The organism is Acinetobacter sp. M5A5_2a (assembly GCF_053345265.1).
Genome location: NZ_JBKEZV010000008.1, coordinates 198,463 through 216,362, shown reverse-complemented (window position 1 = coordinate 216,362; position 17,900 = coordinate 198,463). Strand labels below are relative to the sequence as shown.

The 17,900-nt window shown below is 37.7% G+C and carries 21 protein-coding genes and 1 riboswitch; of the genes, 10 read left to right on the top strand and 11 right to left on the bottom strand.

Going from position 1 to position 17,900, the window contains the following annotated elements; genetic code table 11:
• Positions 1-156: 156 nt before the first annotated feature.
• Positions 157-639: a winged helix-turn-helix transcriptional regulator gene (locus ACLBWE_RS11595; protein WP_004643133.1), complete on the top strand. Its 483-nt coding sequence runs from the start codon at positions 157-159 to the stop codon at positions 637-639.
• Positions 640-655: 16 nt separating this feature from the next.
• Here ACLBWE_RS11595 and ACLBWE_RS11590 read toward each other — a convergent pair whose 3' ends face one another.
• Positions 656-2,047: an aminotransferase-like domain-containing protein gene (locus ACLBWE_RS11590; protein WP_447602973.1), complete on the bottom strand. Its 1,392-nt coding sequence runs from the start codon at positions 2,045-2,047 to the stop codon at positions 656-658.
• A gap of 123 nt (positions 2,048-2,170) precedes the next feature.
• Between ACLBWE_RS11590 and ACLBWE_RS11585 the strand changes: the two genes are divergently transcribed.
• Complete coding sequence (locus ACLBWE_RS11585) at positions 2,171-3,034, top strand: DMT family transporter (protein WP_447602971.1); 864 nt, start codon at positions 2,171-2,173, stop codon at positions 3,032-3,034.
• Positions 3,035-3,036: 2 nt separating this feature from the next.
• Here the strand turns inward: ACLBWE_RS11585 and ACLBWE_RS11580 are convergent, their stop codons facing one another.
• From ACLBWE_RS11580 to tusD, 4 genes are read right to left on the bottom strand one after another with little or no spacing between them, the layout of a single operon-like run.
• Positions 3,037-3,348, bottom strand: coding sequence for a TusE/DsrC/DsvC family sulfur relay protein (locus tag ACLBWE_RS11580; RefSeq protein WP_003652222.1), 312 nt, complete (start codon positions 3,346-3,348; stop codon positions 3,037-3,039).
• A gap of 18 nt (positions 3,349-3,366) precedes the next feature.
• Positions 3,367-3,651, bottom strand: coding sequence for a hypothetical protein (locus tag ACLBWE_RS11575; RefSeq protein WP_056480647.1), 285 nt, complete (start codon positions 3,649-3,651; stop codon positions 3,367-3,369).
• Between the two features lie 17 nt (positions 3,652-3,668).
• Positions 3,669-4,019, bottom strand: a complete 351-nt coding sequence (locus tag ACLBWE_RS11570) for a hypothetical protein (RefSeq protein WP_003652218.1) — start codon at positions 4,017-4,019, stop codon at positions 3,669-3,671.
• A gap of 44 nt (positions 4,020-4,063) precedes the next feature.
• On the bottom strand, positions 4,064-4,432 hold the full coding sequence (tusD, locus tag ACLBWE_RS11565) for a sulfurtransferase complex subunit TusD (RefSeq protein ID WP_003652216.1): 369 nt from the start codon (positions 4,430-4,432) through the stop codon (positions 4,064-4,066).
• A gap of 65 nt (positions 4,433-4,497) precedes the next feature.
• Here tusD and ACLBWE_RS11560 point away from each other — a divergent pair, with 65 nt between their 5' ends.
• The 7 genes from ACLBWE_RS11560 to ACLBWE_RS11530 all read left to right on the top strand — a co-directional run bounded on the left by ACLBWE_RS11560 (position 4,498) and on the right by ACLBWE_RS11530 (position 11,373).
• Positions 4,498-5,505, top strand: a complete 1,008-nt coding sequence (locus tag ACLBWE_RS11560; protein ID WP_045431017.1) for an NAD-dependent epimerase/dehydratase family protein — start codon at positions 4,498-4,500, stop codon at positions 5,503-5,505.
• Positions 5,506-5,621: 116 nt separating this feature from the next.
• Positions 5,622-7,016 (top strand): class II fumarate hydratase, encoded by a 1,395-nt coding sequence (gene fumC / locus ACLBWE_RS11555; RefSeq protein ID WP_199989675.1) that lies wholly within the window; start codon positions 5,622-5,624, stop codon positions 7,014-7,016.
• Between the two features lie 204 nt (positions 7,017-7,220).
• Entirely contained in the window at positions 7,221-7,538 is a 318-nt protein-coding gene (locus tag ACLBWE_RS11550; protein WP_348947835.1) for a hypothetical protein, read from the top strand.
• A gap of 272 nt (positions 7,539-7,810) precedes the next feature.
• Entirely contained in the window at positions 7,811-8,041 is a 231-nt protein-coding gene (locus tag ACLBWE_RS11545) for a hypothetical protein (protein ID WP_348948313.1), read from the top strand.
• Positions 8,042-8,344: 303 nt separating this feature from the next.
• Positions 8,345-8,896 (top strand): cysteine hydrolase family protein, encoded by a 552-nt coding sequence (locus ACLBWE_RS11540; RefSeq protein ID WP_447602966.1) that lies wholly within the window; start codon positions 8,345-8,347, stop codon positions 8,894-8,896.
• A 327-nt stretch (positions 8,897-9,223) separates the two neighbouring features.
• Positions 9,224-9,715: a hypothetical protein gene (locus ACLBWE_RS11535; protein WP_092707038.1), complete on the top strand. Its 492-nt coding sequence runs from the start codon at positions 9,224-9,226 to the stop codon at positions 9,713-9,715.
• Positions 9,716-9,865: 150 nt separating this feature from the next.
• Positions 9,866-9,953: riboswitch (glycine riboswitch) on the top strand.
• Positions 9,954-10,128: 175 nt separating this feature from the next.
• The gene (locus tag ACLBWE_RS11530) at positions 10,129-11,373 is read left to right on the top strand and encodes a D-amino acid dehydrogenase (protein WP_447602964.1); all 1,245 of its coding nucleotides are present in this window, start codon (positions 10,129-10,131) and stop codon (positions 11,371-11,373) included.
• A gap of 49 nt (positions 11,374-11,422) precedes the next feature.
• Here ACLBWE_RS11530 and ACLBWE_RS11525 read toward each other — a convergent pair whose 3' ends face one another.
• Positions 11,423-12,067, bottom strand: coding sequence for an A1S_1983 family putative colistin resistance protein (locus ACLBWE_RS11525; protein WP_447602962.1), 645 nt, complete (start codon positions 12,065-12,067; stop codon positions 11,423-11,425).
• Between the two features lie 99 nt (positions 12,068-12,166).
• On the opposite strand from ACLBWE_RS11525, the gene ispF reads away from it, so the two are divergent.
• Entirely contained in the window at positions 12,167-12,658 is a 492-nt protein-coding gene (gene ispF, locus ACLBWE_RS11520; RefSeq protein WP_003652198.1) for a 2-C-methyl-D-erythritol 2,4-cyclodiphosphate synthase, read from the top strand.
• Here the strand turns inward: ispF and ACLBWE_RS11515 are convergent.
• The 5 genes from ACLBWE_RS11515 to glnL all read right to left on the bottom strand — a co-directional run bounded on the left by ACLBWE_RS11515 (position 12,646) and on the right by glnL (position 17,894).
• Positions 12,646-13,170 (bottom strand): protein tyrosine phosphatase family protein, encoded by a 525-nt coding sequence (locus ACLBWE_RS11515; RefSeq protein WP_004643117.1) that lies wholly within the window; start codon positions 13,168-13,170, stop codon positions 12,646-12,648. The genes ispF and ACLBWE_RS11515 overlap by 13 nt on opposite strands.
• Positions 13,171-13,370: 200 nt before the next feature.
• Positions 13,371-14,285, bottom strand: coding sequence for an ornithine carbamoyltransferase (gene argF / locus ACLBWE_RS11510; RefSeq protein WP_003652194.1), 915 nt, complete (start codon positions 14,283-14,285; stop codon positions 13,371-13,373).
• Between the two features lie 111 nt (positions 14,286-14,396).
• A complete protein-coding gene (locus ACLBWE_RS11505) occupies positions 14,397-15,050 on the bottom strand; it encodes a TetR/AcrR family transcriptional regulator (RefSeq protein ID WP_005039977.1) in 654 nt (217 codons plus the stop codon).
• Positions 15,051-15,304: 254 nt separating this feature from the next.
• Entirely contained in the window at positions 15,305-16,798 is a 1,494-nt protein-coding gene (gene glnG, locus ACLBWE_RS11500; RefSeq protein WP_005039979.1) for a nitrogen regulation protein NR(I), read from the bottom strand.
• Entirely contained in the window at positions 16,785-17,894 is a 1,110-nt protein-coding gene (gene glnL / locus ACLBWE_RS11495) for a nitrogen regulation protein NR(II) (protein ID WP_003652188.1), read from the bottom strand. Before glnL ends, glnG begins: the two co-directional genes overlap by 14 nt.
• Between the last annotated feature and the right edge of the window lie 6 nt (positions 17,895-17,900).

The window sequence follows — 17,900 nt, the reverse complement described above, 5'->3', positions numbered from 1 at the left end:
TTTTTAATAATAACTTTCTCTTTTTTCATAATGAAATTTTTTTATAAAGTTGATAAGAAGTTATTTTTATAATGAATCTTGCATAAATCGTAGTAAGTGGTTTAGGGTATAAGCAATAGGGCCGTTAGGCTAGGAAATATCGAGGAACGCATAAAGATGAAATGGGATGACATCGGTGATCAGCCTTGTTCGGTTGCTCGTATGCTATCAGTGATTGGCGATCGATGGACGATGCTAATATTACGTAATGCTTTTATGGGAATACGACGTTTTGACGATTTTCAAAAATCATTAGGCGTAACTCGTCATGTCCTTTCAGATCGTTTAAAGCGTTTGGTTGAATATGAAATATTAGCCAAAGCTCCTTATTTTGATCGTCAAGAACGCTTTGAATACAAACTCACTGATAAGGGCTTTGAACTTTATCCAATTATTTTGTCTATGGCGAATTGGGCAGATAAATGGATGGACCAAGGCTTAGGCAAGCCACTAGAATATCGTCATAAAACTTGTGGACATAAGTTTGAACCAGTCATGGTATGTTCGGTTTGCCATGAACCTTTACATGCAAAACAAGTGCAAGTTTCAGCTGGGCCAGGTTATTTTGCATATATTGAACAAAAACAGAAACAAGCTTAATTTTTCTCTCTATAAATTATGAAGACTCTTGTTGAATAGCATCAGCTAGAGTCTTATAAATGTGGTCATGATTTGACTGTGTTACATTAAAACGTATGAATTGACCAGCATTAGGAGCTTGGCTAAAAGCATTGCCTGGCGCAAGAATAACATTATGATTAATGCAATATTTCGCAATTTTTGAAGCTTCAATACCCTCTGGCAAATGGCACCAAACAAAAATTCCCGCTTGAGGCTTAATCCATGGCTTTATACCCAGAGGTTCAAGTTTTCTAATGGTATCGTGCATCGCTTTTGCTAAACGAACTTTTAGTAATTCTATATGTTTACGGTAAGAGCCATCTGTTAAAGCGGTAAGCAAAACTTCAGCAGAAACACCATTGTGAGAAAAACTTGTGGCAATTTTTAGGTCGGTGAGCTGATCCATCCATTCAGGTTTGGCAATAATATAGCCACAACGAATAGAAGCAGATAACGTTTTAGAAAAGCTTCCAATAAAAATTACGCGTGAAAGATTATCTAAAGCCGCGAGTCTAGGTGCTGGTGTATATTCAAAATCTGAGAAAATATCGTCTTCAACTACTATTAAGTTAGATTGCTCAATCAATTTTAAGAGTTGGTGCGCCGTGGAAAGAGAAAGCGTTGCTCCAGTTGGATTGTGAATTCCTGAGTTGGTGATATAAAGACGTGGGTTATAAGTATCAATTGCTTCTTTAAATGCGTCTAAGTCGGGACCTGTTGGTGTGTAGGGAATACCAATAACCTTGACTTGATGAACTTTAAGCAATGCATGAAAGTTAAAATAACAAGGATCATCAATCAGAACGACGTCATCGGGCTTTAGTAAAAACCGGAAAACTAAATCGATCGATTGAGTACCAGAATCTGTTAAAAGTACTTGATTCAGATTTGCATCTATTCCTTTTGATTGTGCACGCCTTGCTAACAAATCCCGCAAAGCTGGTAATCCTAACGGGGTTGAATAACCCATTAAACAAGCGTCTGAACTCCTTGCAGCCATCCTTAAAGCTTTACGAATACTGTCTAGTGGCATCCAGTCATCTGGTAGCCAACCACAACCAGGCTTAAAAACATCTGCTTTCGCTTCCAAAGATTGACGTGAAATCCATAATGGATCAACTGAACGATCTAATTTAGGGCCTAATTCACTTAAAGCTAATGGTGCGAGCGGACCAACAATATAAAAACCAGATCCAGTTCTTGATTCGATTTTGCCTAAAGCAATTAATCTTTCATACGCTTCTACAACAGTTGATACTGAAAAGCCAAGATCATTTGCTAACTTGCGAACAGAGGGTAAGCGTGCTCCGGGCATTAAAGATCGATTTTTTATTTGTTGCTCAATCTCTGAAATGACAATTTCAATTTTTGTTTTGCTCTGGTTCACGGGCTTACAATCTCAACTGTACTGGTTGTGAGTACATAACAGTTCTTTTAAATTGTACTGCTTTGTATCTGGTTTAATCACCTTAGCACAGCTTAAATTCTTCGTATAGTGACGGAGAAAATTATGAATAGGTTTATGAATGGCTGGGTAAATGGTTTTATTGGCGTGGCTATTTTTGCAGGCTCGCTACCAGCAACACGTGTAGCAGTAATGGGGTTTGAACCTGGGTTTTTAACCGCAGCACGTGCAGCGATTGCTGGTATTTTGGGTCTTATCCTTATTTTAGTTTTAAAAGAAAAAAAGCCAGCTAAGAAAGATTGGTGGCCACTTGCTATAGTCGCTTTGGGGGTGGTGATTGGTTTTCCGTTATTTACCGCCCTCGCTTTGCAATATATGAATGCAGCTCACTCAATTGTCTTTGTTAGTCTTTTGCCACTTGCAACTGCAATATTTGCTGTACTGAGAGGTGGAGAAAAGCCGAATCAATTTTTCTGGATATTTGCAGTCTTGGGGAGTGCGGTTGTTTTCGCTTATATGTTTTTTATTTCTGGTGATACATCACTTGGAATAGGGGACTTTTATATGTTGATGGCGATTATTTTCTGTGGCTTTGGTTATGCAGAAGGCGGTGTACTTTCAAGAAAAATAGGCGGGTGGCAGGTCATTTGTTGGGCACTCATTTTGTCATTACCTTTCATGCTATTTTTTACTATTTTTTATATGCCAGCTTCATTTCAGAGTGTGTCTACATCAGCTCTAGTCGGTCTCGTTTATGTGTCTTTGTTTAGCATGCTTATTGGTTTCTTTTTTTGGTATAAAGGACTCGCACAAGGTGGAATTGCTGCGATTAGTCAACTACAACTCTTACAACCTTTAATGGGTCTAGCCATTGCGGCAGCCTTATTGCATGAACATGTGAGCTGGTCGATGTTGGTGGTTACAGCAGCGACCCTTTTATGCGTCGCTGCTGCTAAAAAGTTTGCTTAGCTTTATAAACAATTTGCTGGTTTAGGAACACCTGCCAAACGACTTAAATGGCGAGCAACTAAACCAGTATTAAATTGTTGCTGTAAAACGGCATTGTTAATATCTGGACTTACTGTTTTCATTAAAAATTTAATCAGTGGGCGAGTTGCTGGAGAGTGCCCAAACTGCTGATAAAACTGACGCACAGCAGCTAAAACTTCGAAATGCCAATCGGTTAGTTCAAGATCAAGTGACTTGGCAAGCTCTTGTGCAACTTCAGGATTCCAAATTGTATAATCAACCAAATGACCATCTTGGTCTAATTCTAAATTCATGAAACTAGCCTAAATCTATTATTTAAGAGAAATACAGCGATTAAATGTTAAAACCAGATCTGCAAATTGATCATAGTCCAATACATTTATCTGAGCTAAAGTATCTGCATCGAGTAAATCTTTTTCGATACTTAAGCATGAAACAGATTTAAACTGTTGAATAATTTGAGCTGAAAGCCGCGCAACAGAATCACCCATAAAAATAATTTGGTCACCTACCTGATAAAGATGACCTAATTCATCAATAATATTCGGTGTATTGTGATAAGTAGATTGCACGAGATAAAGTGTTGATGGATTCATTAAATTTACACCTTCATCTACCAATATAAGACATGGTCAAAAGATTGAATGAACTCATTATTTAACTGAATGAATTCGAGCTCTTGTTCTGTTTGCTGAACAAAAGGATTTTGTTGATTTTTGCTTTCGATAAGAATGGGGCTTAAATCATAAAATTCAAAGCTTTCGACCATATTTGATGCTACTTTGAAGGTATGATGAAACTGGTTAAAGCTCAGGTCATTTTGCAAGAGACTAAGAGCAGCATCTTTCAATAATACTTTGACTGGCGAGCCAAAGGTTGCTAAAACCATAGTAGCGGAAAGGCTTTCATTGATTTGAAGACTAGTTAAGTTGGCTTGGCTTAAAATGACGAGTACAGATTTCACACAATATACCTTTTAAAAGCAACAATCTAAGCAAACAAAGTAACTTAAAATTGAATAAGACGAGATGCTGACTGTACCGCATCAGCAAGTTCACCTAACCCGACGAGTTGAAAGTCTTTGGCAAGGTTGTAATGAGTAAGGTGATGGCGACTGGCATTTTCTGCATCGGTAATACCACGAGCGAGGGCAGCACTCACACATACAGGAAGTCGAATCGAAAGCTTTTGCCATTCATGCGTTAAATTACGCTGGTCGTCAGGAACCCATTGAAAATCATTAGCAACCTGCACGCCATCTTGGTAAAAGAATACACGAAAGTCTTCATTTTTACTTTTGAGTGCCTGGGCAAGTCCTAACGCATGCCAAGCATGAATGGAAGTAGGAGCAGAGGTAATTAGTAGTAATGTACTCATTAAGAATTCACTATGGTCATACGTCTAAATGGGCGTAGATGCATTAAGAGAAAGGTAAGTATACAATGATTTTAGTGACAGGTGGTTTAGGCTTTATCGGTTCACACATTGCTTTGAGTCTAATGGCCCAAGGGCAAGAAGTGGTAATTGTCGATAATTTGGCTAATTCGACCTTGCAAACGCTGGAACGGCTAGAGTTTATTTCTGGTATGTACGTTCCATTTGTTAAACTTGATGTACGTAATACACCCGCATTGAATAAGGTCTTCGAGCAATATTCAATTGATGCAGTTATTCATACTGCTGGGTTTAAATCAATTGAAGAATCTAATCTTAAACCTCTTGAATATTATAATGATAATGTAAGTTGCATCATGAGTTTACTGCGTGCCATGCAACGCACAGGTGTTCGTCACTTTATTCAGCTGTCAAGCCTTGCAGCTTATGGAAAATCTGGTTTGCAATTAAGCGAAACAGAAGAATTTAATTACACTTATCCTAATCCTTATATTAAGTCTCAACAGATGATTGAAGAAATTATCCGTGATACTTATAAAATTGATCATGAGTGGAAAATTGCGATCTTGCGCTTATCTAATATTGTAGGTGCATTTGAACATGGGGTACTCGGAGAGTATGTCGCACAGCTCCCTAAAAATATTGTACCGCTTGCGATGCAAGTTGCAGCAATGCAACGCGATTTGATTGAATTACAAGATCAAGCTGAAACATCAGACCATACGACTGAACGCAGTTTTCTACACGTTTTAGATGTGTGTGAAGCTGTAACTGCAAGCTTACATTGGCTGCGTGATCAAACACATTGTTGTGAGGCATTCAATATTGCCCATGACCAAGTTCACTCTATTCGTCAATTACTAGATGAAATTTCACAGGTAACTCAAGCTGAAATTGCGACTCAACCTGCGATTTATAAACATGTTGAGTTAGGGCAGGTTGGGGCAGACATAACGAAAGCAAAAACATTATTGCAATGGACACCTAAACGCTCTTTAAAACAAATGATTGAAGATGAATGGCGTTTTTATCAAAATACATTAAATGGAAGATAAGATAATGATTCTTATTTACAATAATGGAATGCTTGAGTACGATATTAAAAATTAACTAGCCAGAGCAAATACTTGCTTCAGCCCGTAAGTTCTTTAACCAGACAACTGAGGTTTCTATGCAAACACGAATTGAACATGACACTATGGGTGAGATTGAAGTTCCGAATGAAGCATTGTGGGGGGCACAGACTCAACGCAGCTTACAGAACTTTAAAATCGGGCAAGAACGATTACCACGTGCCATGATTCGAGCAATGGGGCTAGTAAAAAAGGCTGCTGCGATAACCAATGCTGAACTTGAACAGTTACCGCAAGATTTGAGCCAATATATTGTGGGCGCGGCTGAAGAAGTAATTGATGGTAAATGGGATTCACAGTTTCCTTTAGTTGTATGGCAGACTGGTTCTGGTACGCAAAGTAACATGAACTGCAATGAAGTGATTGCAAATATTGCAAACCAAAAATTAGGTCAAGCATTAGGTGCCCAAAAGCCTGTACATCCAAATGACCATGTCAATCGTGCTCAATCAACGAACGACTCATTTCCAACGGCAATCCATGTTGCTGCAAGTCTGCAAATTAATGAATTACTCATTCCGGCAGTAGAACAACTTAAAGCGACTTTGCAAAAGAAATCTGATGAGTTTCAATCTATTGTTAAAATTGGTCGTACCCATTTACAAGATGCAACGCCATTAACATTGGGTCAAGAATTCAGTGGCTATGTCTCTCAGCTTGAGCATGGTGTAGTGCGTTTACAGCAAGCTTTAAGTGGTTTATATGAATTGCCACTAGGTGGTACAGCAGTAGGTACAGGGTTAAATGCACATCCTGACTATGCAGTGAAAGCAGCGGATCAGCTTGCTTTACTTACGGGCTTACCATTTGTGACTGCTCCAAACAAATTTGAAGCACTTGCAGGGCGTGATGCTGCTGTTTTTGCTTCTGGCGCATTAAAAACGCTTGCAGTCAGTTTAAATAAAATTGCGAACGATATTCGCTGGTTGGCCAGTGGTCCACGTTGTGGTTTCGGTGAAATCCGTATTCCTGAAAATGAACCTGGTTCAAGTATTATGCCAGGCAAAGTAAACCCGACACAAAGTGAAGCAATGACCATGGTTGTTGCTCAAGTGCTTGGAAATGATACGACCATTAATGTGGCAGGCGCTTCAGGTAACTTTGAATTAAACGTATTTATGCCAGTGATTGCTTACAACTTATTGCAGTCTATTCAGTTGCTTGGCGATGCTTGTAATAGTTTTAATGATCACTGTGCGGTGGGAATTGAGCCTAATCAGGATAAAATTGATCACTTCTTACATAACTCTCTCATGTTGGTCACTGCTTTGAACCCAGTGATTGGTTATGAAAATTCTGCAAAAGTTGCCAAGACCGCTTATAAAGAAAATAAAACTTTAAAGCAGGTTGCTGTTGAGCTTGGTTTAGTTACGGCAGAGCAATTTGATGAAGTGGTTAAACCTGAAAAAATGGTTTCACCAAATAGTAAATAATCTCTTCTAATGGGCTTTTTTATTGTCAAATACTTCTGTAATATCCGCGAGTTGCTAAGTACAACAAAAGTCCTGAATGATCAGCGCAAAAAATCATAAGGGGAAGGCCTGCTTGAAAAAGTGGGCTTTTTTTTATACCTTGAAATGTTAGTGTCATAACTAAACCTTATTTTTGCTACGTTATTTTATTCTAAGCTCCAATAAATGAAAAAGACTAAATCAATAGTTGTTTTAACAATAACAGCTTGTACCTTGTCCGGTTGTCTACAAATGTTTCCACCTACTGTAGCTGAGGTGAATCCTGGTGTTTACCAACTTCATGCTCAAAGTAATGCATTTGGTTCAAGAGAAGCTTTGAGGTCAAAGTTAATCGGGAAAGCAGAGGAAATATGTAAAGATAAAGGTTTTGATGAGTTGGATAGCAATAACAAAATCGTAAATCATCATACTGTCTATAATTCAGGACTGCTTATTCCAGTGAATACCAAAGCAGCCGTTTTGAAAGTTAAGTGTAAAGATTAATTTAAATAGCAGTAAGCCCATGTGAGAGTTAGTTCTCTCAGACATATGACGGTACAAGAAACCCGACTCAGTATCGACTAATGGCGGGGTTTTTTATTGTTAAGTATTTCTGTAATATTTATATATTAGTTTGGCGCTGAACGATTAGTGCTAGAAATCAAAAGAAGGGCGGATCTTTTTTTCGCTAGCTTCATTTCTGCTTGAGAAGAGGAAGCGAGCTTTTTTTATTATTTAAGAAAAAACATAATTTTTTAGATGGAATTTAAATAGTGATGTACACAATTAGATATGTTCATCGGAACAATACTTACTATATTGCTTCGAATATCGAAGGGAATTTTATTATTCTTGAGTCAATTGATTCAGAATTCCGTATGGGCCATCAAATTTCTTATGATGGTGAGAAGGTATTTAACTTTACTTTAAATGATGAAACTGATGCAGTCATTAAACTACAGAGTGATGAAAAAACAGCATATGAATACTTACTTTCAGTTAAATAAATTAGCTTTCTATTATGAAGTATTTCTGTAAGAACTAATTAAGAGTACAAGGTACTCCACAAAATAAAAAAGTTAAAAAGCTTTGTTTCTTTTGAAAAAGCTATGGTATGGTTAATCACGCTTTAATTATGGCAGTTAAAACAAATGAACTGTTTATTGAATAAAATCACTACCACCACCACGACCTTTAAGGAAGGCTGTGTGTGATTTTTTATTAAAGTGACTTAATAAGATAACCAAACCCAGCCAATAATGGCTGGGTTAATTTTTCTCTGTTCATTATTGGTTTTACAGAGAAATATTATGAAAAAACTCAGTAGTAACTCAAAATCGGCTTTACTCGTTATTGATATGCAAAATGGCTTATTTAACGGCGAGCCTAAGCCACATAATGCCAAATTCGTACTTTCAAACATTCTTAGCCTTATTGAATATTGCCGGTTGAATGATAGACCAATTATCTTTATTCGGCATGTCGGTGAGAAAGGTACACCATTAGATCCAAACGGCCCGAACACTCAACTAATTAAAGATTTACCTTTTAATCCACATAAAGATACAGTCATTGAAAAAATGTACCCTAGCAGCTTTAAAAATACTGTTTTAAAAGAAGTATTAGAGAAACTTGATATTGATGAAATCATAATGACTGGGATGAAAACTGAATATTGTATTGATACTACTGTTAGGGCTACTTCAGAGTATGGATATAAAGTGACACTAATTTCAGATGCACATACAACAACTGATTCAGCAGCTTTAAATGCTTCGCAAATCATTGATCATCATAACCAAGTTTTAAGCAATGCTTTTGCTCAGTTAAAAACTACAGCAGAGTTCATTTCTTCAGTTTAGTTTAGAACTAGGGCGAACAACTTTATTAAAAAGTTTTATTAGCTGTATATCTATTACGGCATAAGAAGCCCTGCTAAAGACAAGTTATTGGTGGGGTTTATAGCGATGGCAAGAATTGAACCTGCATTAACAAAGAGCTCTTTTCGGAGGGCTTTTTGTCAAGAGGGTGTAAGTTTCATTAATTAATGGCGAATTAGCGTTGAATAAGCTGTCATAATTGTTAAAATGCGCACCTTGTCCTGTTTTTATATTGTTTTTGTTTTGCATCTAATTTGCAGAATTGAGGATAAAGTAATTGAAAACAGAAGCTTAGCTAAGGATTTTTGAATGCTCTCTATTTATTTGACAGATACCCAACAACATGTGCAATTTAATGATTATCCCGGTGATCAGCCTGTTAAGTTTCTGTTAAATCTTAAAAAGATTTTCCCAAGTACAGGTGATCTGTTATTGCCAGTTTTACCTGATGATAACGATCTAGAAAATGTAACATGGGAATCAACTTCAGAAGATTTTGATGTGTTTAAAAAACTATTAGCTGGATGGGGTGTTATTGAACTTCGTTTAAATGCAATTACGGCTTATAAAGATAAAAACTTTGCGAATGAGTTAGTGAAACAAGCTCAAGCGAAACGTAAAAAAACTGCCCAAAAAAATCATGAACTTTCTTTGGTTGCACTTGATTATATTTTTATGCACGAAGTTCATGCATTGATTGATGCAGAACTGGTCACTATTGGTGAGAAATTTTATTTACCAACCTTGCGTGAGCAATGGAAGGGTACAGTTTCAGACCCAGTGCTCAATGGAAAACTCTAATTAAACACAAAAGGTGAATTCATAAAGATTCACCTTTTTTATTTTTATAATTAAATTAAAGATTTATAACTTGATAATTCTCGGTACAAAAGTTTACAAGAAAAGAATGCGTTTTTTTTAAAGTGGCAGATACATTGCTTATATAAATACAAAATTATTGCGGGAGAGAGGTTCGAAAGAACCCGCCGAAGGAGCAACAAGCCCGGAAACTCTCAGGCAGAAGGACTGTAATAATTAAAAAATCTGGAGAGAAGCTTAGATTTATAAGAATTGAAAATAATAACTTATAAATTATAAACTCACCGAAGGGGAAGATCTAAACGTTAAAAGGTAACGTTGGGGTCGAAACTCTCAGGTACCAATGACAGATGGGCTGTACTGATGAAATGTTTTGCATTTCTGAGGAGTCTGTTATGCCACATGTTATTGTGATAGGTGCGGGAATCACAGGGGTTACCTCTGCCTATGAATTATCGCAACTGGGTTATCAAGTCACAGTGATTGATCGACATCTATATCCTGCAATGGAAACATCATTTGCCAATGGAGGGCAATTATCGGCTTGTAATGCCGAAGTATGGAACCAAAAAGCCACTGTAGTTAAGGGCTTTAAGTGGATGAGACAAAAAGATGCGCCGCTATTACTGAATCCTTCATTTAGTTTGCATAAGTATAGTTGGCTGGTTGAGTTCTTATCCCATATTAAAAACTATGAAGCGAATACGATCGAGACGGTCCGATTGGCATTACTCGCCCGTAAGCGCTTGTTTGAAGTTGCAGAAAAAGAGCAACTTCAGTTTGATTTGGAGAAACGTGGCATTCTTCATATGTATCATAGTAAGGCCGATTATGAGACCGCTAAACAAGTCAATGATGTCTTGAATAAAGGTAAATTGGAACGCTATTCAGTTTCACCTGATGAAATGAAAACGATAGAGCCATCGTTAACGGGTGAATATTTTGGTGGTTATTACACACCAAGTGATGCAACGGGGGATATCCATAAATATTCAACCTCTTTGGCTGAAAAGACTAAACAATATGGTGTTGAGTATAAATTTGGTTTGGAAGTCACAGATATTAAGTGTCATCCAGACAAAGTGATCGTAAGTTGTCAGCCAAGCGCAGAGCATCCTTATCTTGTTGAATCTGAGAGCATCCAGATCGAAGGTGATGTGCTTGTGGTTTGTGGTGGTGTAGGGAGTTATCAACTCGCCGATATGATTGGTGAGCGAGTAAATGTTTATCCCGTAAAAGGTTATTCAATTACCGTGCAATTAAAAGATGAGCAAAGTGTAAAGAATGCACCGTGGGTAAGTTTACTAGATGAAAGTGCTAAAATCGTGACTTCTCGTTTAGGTAAAGATCGGTTGCGCGTGGCGGGAACCGCTGAATTTAATGGTTACAACCGCGATATACGGGCTGATCGTATTCAACCTTTAGTAAATTGGGTAAACCGTAATTTCGATATTTCAACTGAGCATGTCGTACCTTGGGCTGGGCTAAGGCCGATGATGCCTAATATGCTGCCTGTGGTGAAGCAGTCTAAACAACCTCGTATTTTCTATAATACCGGACATGGGCACTTAGGTTGGACTTTGTCTGCGGCGACAGCAGTCTTAGTTGGTCAGGATATTGCTCAAAAATATCCGGTCTAGAAAGTAAAAAGCCAGTGTTCAAACACTGGCTTTTATCTAAAGTATTAAATTAATCATATAATCGATAGATTCCGCTAAAACGCTCACAGCCTTTTTGTTGGGTTTTCACATTAAGTAAAGCTTTTTGAAAATTAAACTGATATTTACAGTTGTGCTCATTGTCCAAAATTTCACTTTTTTGTTCAGGTGAACTATAGGCCATTAAGGAAATCGTTTGAGTTTCTTTACGGTTATTTGGATTGCGGTATGTGATTCCTTCAATCTTGATTTTATCCTTTGCAAGCTGATGGACTTGAATGTGAACAGGTTGTGCAGCTATACGTCCATTTTCAAACTTAAGATAATGTTGGGTAAGCGTTTGCTTAAGTGATGCATAAAAATTTAAGTCATCAGTACGTAAATCAAACTGTTGCTGAATGCATGTATTACTCTTGCATTGCTGAGTATGTTTAGACCATAACTTTTGTGTATCCTGTAAAAGCTGTAAGGGGGCATCAGTAACTAAATATGCGGAAAGATATTTATTATCGAGTTGTTTCTTCGATTCACTAAATGTTTTTGAGCAGATTTTAAGCTCAGTTCCAGAGTTGGAGCAGTCTATTGATTCTGCAAAGACAAGAGATGAACATAAACAACTCAGTGTCACGGCAAAACTTAATCTTTTCAATTGATTCATATCAGTATTAGACAGCATGATCGCTTATACTTTCAGTCTACTTTGCTAGGTGTACTATAGCGAAACAGAAAGGCTGAATACAAGATTTCTTAAGTTTTTATGGAAGGTAATAGTTATATGGTTGCTCAAATTCGAATTGGACAAGGAATGGATGTACATGCCTTTGAAGCGGGGGACTTCGTTACATTGGCTGGCATTCAAATTCCACATACGCATGGCTTGAAAGCACACTCTGATGGCGATGTGGTTCTTCATGCTCTGTGTGATGCTTTGTTGGGTGCTCTGGCACTCGGAGATATTGGACAACACTTTCCTGACACTGACCCAGAATACAAAGGCGCAGATAGTCGAGTATTGTTAAAGCATGTTTACCAACTCATATTGGATCGCGGTTATCAGTTAAATAATGCTGATATTACGGTGGCTTGTGAGCGTCCCAAATTAGCTAAGCATAATTTAGAAATGCGTCAAAGTATTGCTGATGTTTTAAATGTAGATGTTAATCAAATCAGTATTAAAGCGACGACAACCGAAAAACTTGGGTTTACCGGTCGTCAAGAGGGTATTTTAGCTACAGCAACTGTTCTAGTCTCTCATCACACTAAGTGATCGACCTGTTGCAAAGACTGTTGAAGCTCTAGAGTTGCCTTACGGCCTTGTAGCTGTAAGGTAATGCTATGAATAAGACCTGTCCAAGTTTCATTAGGTTCCCAAATTTCATGGAGTAAATCTTGAGAAGTAGGCATGTCCATATTCATATAAAATTGTCTATATACATACATGAGGCAACTAGAGCGATCGTTTTTAGTACAGTGAATCCAGACAATTTCATTCTGGACTAAATGATCAATGAGATCGAGTACCAATAAACATTGCTCGGCAGATGGAGTCTCCCAATCAATTGGAATATGGATATAATTTAAACCGAGGTCTAAACAAATGCGATCTTCATTTTCAATATGATTTGGTGCGTTACTTAAAGCGAGATTAATGACTGTACTGCAACCATATTCTTTAATCAGTTTCAGTTGTTCGATTGAGGGTTGAGCTGAACTAAATAAGTGCTCATGAATAACAGAAAAAGTAGGGATTTGAGCTAATGATTGTTCAAGAGTGGTCATGATCGTACTCAGCAAGAGTGAGTTTGGCTTATTGTGTTCAATGTTATACACGATTATATATGATAGATAAAATACGGCTTGCTTATATATTCATCAGCCTAAACAAGAATATTAAAAAAATTATACTAAACAAAAGAAGTAATTTAGAAAATAAAAAAACAGCACGATAAAAGTGCTGTTTTTAAAGAAAGGAATTAAGCTTATTTCAGATGTTCATTTAATAAAAATTCCATCAAGGCTTTTTGTGCATGTAGGCGGTTTTCGGCTTCATCCCACACCACTGCATTTTTATGGTCTAGCATTGTTTCAGAAATTTCTTCACCACGATGGGCAGGTAAACAGTGCATGAACAAACAGTCAGGATGAGCAAGTCCCATTAATTTTTCATTGACCTGAAAAGCAGCAAAGGCTCTTTCACGAAGCTTCTGTTCTTCTTCTTGTCCCATGCTTGCCCATACATCTGTCACAATGAGGTCAGCATTTACAGCAGCGTCTTCTGCATTGTCAAAAACTTCAACACAATGGCCAAACTCTGCTAGAAATTCAGGTTTAGGCTCATATCCTTTCGGCGATGCAATTTTGAGTTTAAAGCCCATCATGTGTGCAGCTTCAATATATGAGTTACACATATTATTGCCATCACCAATCCAAGCAACAGTTTTGCCTTTAATGCTACCGCGGTGTTCATTATAAGTCTGTAAATCTGCAAGTAACTGGCAAGGATGATGGTCATCTGTCAAACCGTTAATAACAGGAACTTTTGAATACGATGCAAAACGTTCAACAATGTCATGACCGAAAGTACGAATCATCACAATATCAAGCATACTTGAAATTACACGTGCTGAGTCTTCAATCGGTTCACCACGACCTAATTGTGTGTCGCGAGGCGATAGAAAAATCGCACTACCACCAAATTGATTAATGCCTGCTTCAAAAGAGATACGTGTACGCGTGCTTGATTTCTCAAAAATCATTCCCAATACTTTACCAACAAAAGGTTGAAATACCTTATTGTCATGCTGCATTTTTTTAAGCTCGCTTGCGCGTTCTAAAATGCGATTAAGTTCTAGAGTGGATAGATCACGTAAAGTCAGGAAATGTCTTAGAGCCATGTAGCTACTCCATAATAATTGTTAGGAAATACAACAATTATCTGTTGTTGGCTGGGTGGATGTGGAAAAAAGAAGTCTACTATACTATAAGCATTTTAAAATGCAAAAGAATTAGACTTTATGGTGGCCCTTGAGGAAAATATCTACGCAATATTCAATATAATCAATAGCTTCTTTCTCATCTGGTAGAGCAGGCATACCCATAATCATACGCCATTCAATATCGCGTAAAATCCCAAAATACATGAGTGAAGAATAATAGGGAGAATTGCATGTAATTTCCCCTGATTTATCTGCAGACTCTAGTGCTTGGGTAAGCGTGTTTTGTAAATTGTGTACCCATTTGTCATATAGATATTGTATGAGCACAGTATTACACTCGGTCTGTTCGATAATAAGTCTTAAAAAAGCAACATGTTCGGGTTGAATAATGTGAACATAAACACGATTGAGTGTTTGAATAAGATATTCTCTTAAAGTACTTTTTTCTGGTTGGAATGGAATACATACATCTTTAAAAAACATTTCACGTTTATGATCACAAATAGCGGCAAAGAGCCCCTCTTTATTGCCAAAATATTTATAAATAGAAGCCTTAGAGCCACCGGCATGATTAACAATGTCATCAAGTGAAACAGCATCATATCCTTTTTCCAAGAACAGCTCGGTCGCGCTTAACAGAAGAGCTAAACGACGTTCAATACCGCGGCGTGTTTGAGGTTTTTCACATACTGAATGATGTGACTCAAGGACTGAATCATGCATAAAATTTAATAACAACGACTAACTTTGCTTATTTAGTATAGCAAAACTATCTTTAAGGATGGTCATCACTATTTTTTTAGATCAACTGCTGAACACTAAATAAAATAACTTTAAAATTAACTTATATAAAATAGTTGGTTAGATCTATTTTTAGGGTGCTCTAATGATGTAACCTGATGTTCATTTTTAAATTTAATAAAAAAATAAAGCGGCTAAGACAACCTTAGCCGCTTTTAATTTAGGTAATAAGCTTTTTAGGCTTCAGTTTGGGTAACCTTATGTTCATCTTCTTCATCATCGTCAGCAGAATCCATTCCAAGTTCTTTTAACTTGCGAGTTAGAGTGTTGCGGCCCCAACCCAGTAATTCTGCAGCATGGCGTTTGCGTCCACGTGTTTGTTGTAAAGCAGCGTTAATTAAGGTGCGTTCAAACATTGGTGTAGCGATATCCAAAATCTTCATTTCACCATTCTTAAGCTTTTGAATTGCCCACTGGTTTAACAGTTCATCCCAATGGTGTAAAGAAATGCGTTCAAATGAAGGGGCAGGTTGTCCAGCATCAGTATTCTTTTGCAATGGAACCTGTTTGAGTTCAGAAGGTAAATCTTCTGGATACACTTCACGCCCGGTGATCATTACAGTTAACCAGCGGCATGTGTTTTCAAGTTGTCGAACATTGCCGGGCCATGGCAACTGTTGCATATAGTCTGTTGTCTCGGTACGTAAGATTTTTGGACTTACGCCAAGCTCTTTACCTGCACGCGCAAGAAAGTGCTGAGCCAGCATTGGGATATCTTCGCTACGGTGAGCAAGTTTAGGAATGTGAATGCGAATCACATTTAAGCGGTGATATAAGTCTTCACGGAAGCGGCCTTCATTTACCAGCTTTTCTAAATCCTGATGCGTTGCTGCAACGATTCGAACATCAACTTTAACTGGGATATGTCCACCTACACGATAAAATTCACCGTCGGCAAGGACACGAAGTAGTCGAGTCTGTGTTTCAAATGGCATGTCACCAATTTCATCAAGGAATAGTGTTCCGCCATTTGCTTGTTCAAAGCGGCCTTGATGCTGAGTGTTTGCTCCTGTAAAAGCGCCTTTTTCATGACCAAACAACTCGGTTTCAATCAAGTCTTTTGGAATTGCAGCCATATTTAAAGCAATAAAAGGCTTAGCACGGCGTGGGGAGTGCTTGTGTAAAGCATGCGCAACTAGTTCTTTACCTGTACCTGATTCACCATTAATTAAAACGGTAATATGAGATTGAGATAAACGGCCAATGGCGCGGAAAACCTCCTGCATTGCTGGAGATTCACCAATAATTTCTGTTGATTGAAGAGGTAAAGCTGTTTTTGTAGCTTCTTGCTGTTGTAGCTTGTTGATATGCAAGATTGCACGATTTACTAAAGCTAAAGCTTCATCAATATCAAATGGCTTTGGTAAATATTCAAATGCACCTGTTTGATAGCTTGAAACAGCAGATTCTAAATCGGAGTGTGCAGTCATAATAATGACAGGTAAGTCTGGATGAGTGTTTTTGACTTTAGATAAGAAAGTTAATCCATCAATCCCAGGCATGCGTATGTCAGTTAAAATGACATCGGGAGCGTCATGATGCAAGCGTTCAAGCGCAGTTTGAGCTTCTTCAAAATTGGTAACATCAAAACCCTCTTCTTTAAAGGTCTTTTCCAATACCCATCGCATGGCGCGATCATCATCAATAACCCATATTTTATTTCGCGACACGGTCTGACTCCCAAGGTAAATATAAGCTAAAAATAGTTTTTCCAGGAACAGATTGGCATTCAATCATTCCGTTATGTTGATGCATAATATTCTGTGCAATACTCAGGCCAAGCCCAGTACCTTTTGCTCGTCCAGTAACCAATGGATAGAACACGGACTCCAAAATACTTTCAGGAATGCCTGGTCCATTATCTTCAATGTCGACCCGAACGGTAGATCGATTCAGTACACCATTAATCGTGACAAGACGCTGTATTCGCGTACGTAGAATTAACTCTGGTTCCTGATCTATAAAAAATGCTTTGTTTTCTGTAATGGCTTGAATTGCATTTACACTAATATTAAGCATGACCTGTATTAACTGATCTCGATCGGCATTAACATCAGGTAATGACAAATCATAGTCACGTATAATTTTAATTTTCTTTTTTGTCTGGTTTGCAATAAGAGAGCGTACTCGTTCTAAGGGTTCGTGTACGTTAACATTTTCATAGCTTGGTAGTTGTCTAGAACCTAACATGGTATCAGCCAAGTTAGTTAAACGATCTACTTCATTAATGATGACATCGGTGAATTCTGCATAAGTCTTATCATTTAAACTACGAGCGAGTAACTGGGTTGCTCCCCGAATACCTGCAAGTGGGTTTTTAATTTCATGTGCAACACCACGCACGAGTTGTCTAGCTACCTGATGCTGTTGAACCAGATTTTCTTCTTTTGAAATCTTTAACATGCGATCAATTGGGTTAAGTTCGATCAACAGTAATGGATGGTAGCTTTTACCTGCATTTAATTGAGAAACTGTGTAATCCACATGGAGGTCTTTAAAGTTGACATTAATGACAGCTTCTCGACGCGTATAGGGTTGTCCGGTTTTTATGGTGTTCAATAAAGCTTCATGCGTATTAAAAGTATCGTCAGGGGCATGAAGCAAGTTTAAAACGGGCTGTCCTGAAGCACGGAGCAAACTAATGTCAAATAGTGCTTCACAGGCTGAATTTAAATAAAAAATGTTCAAGTTACTATCGATTAATAAAATCGCAGTAGTTAAATTGTCTACCAATAGGCGATAGTCGATAGGGTTGTGTTGATCCATTAGCGA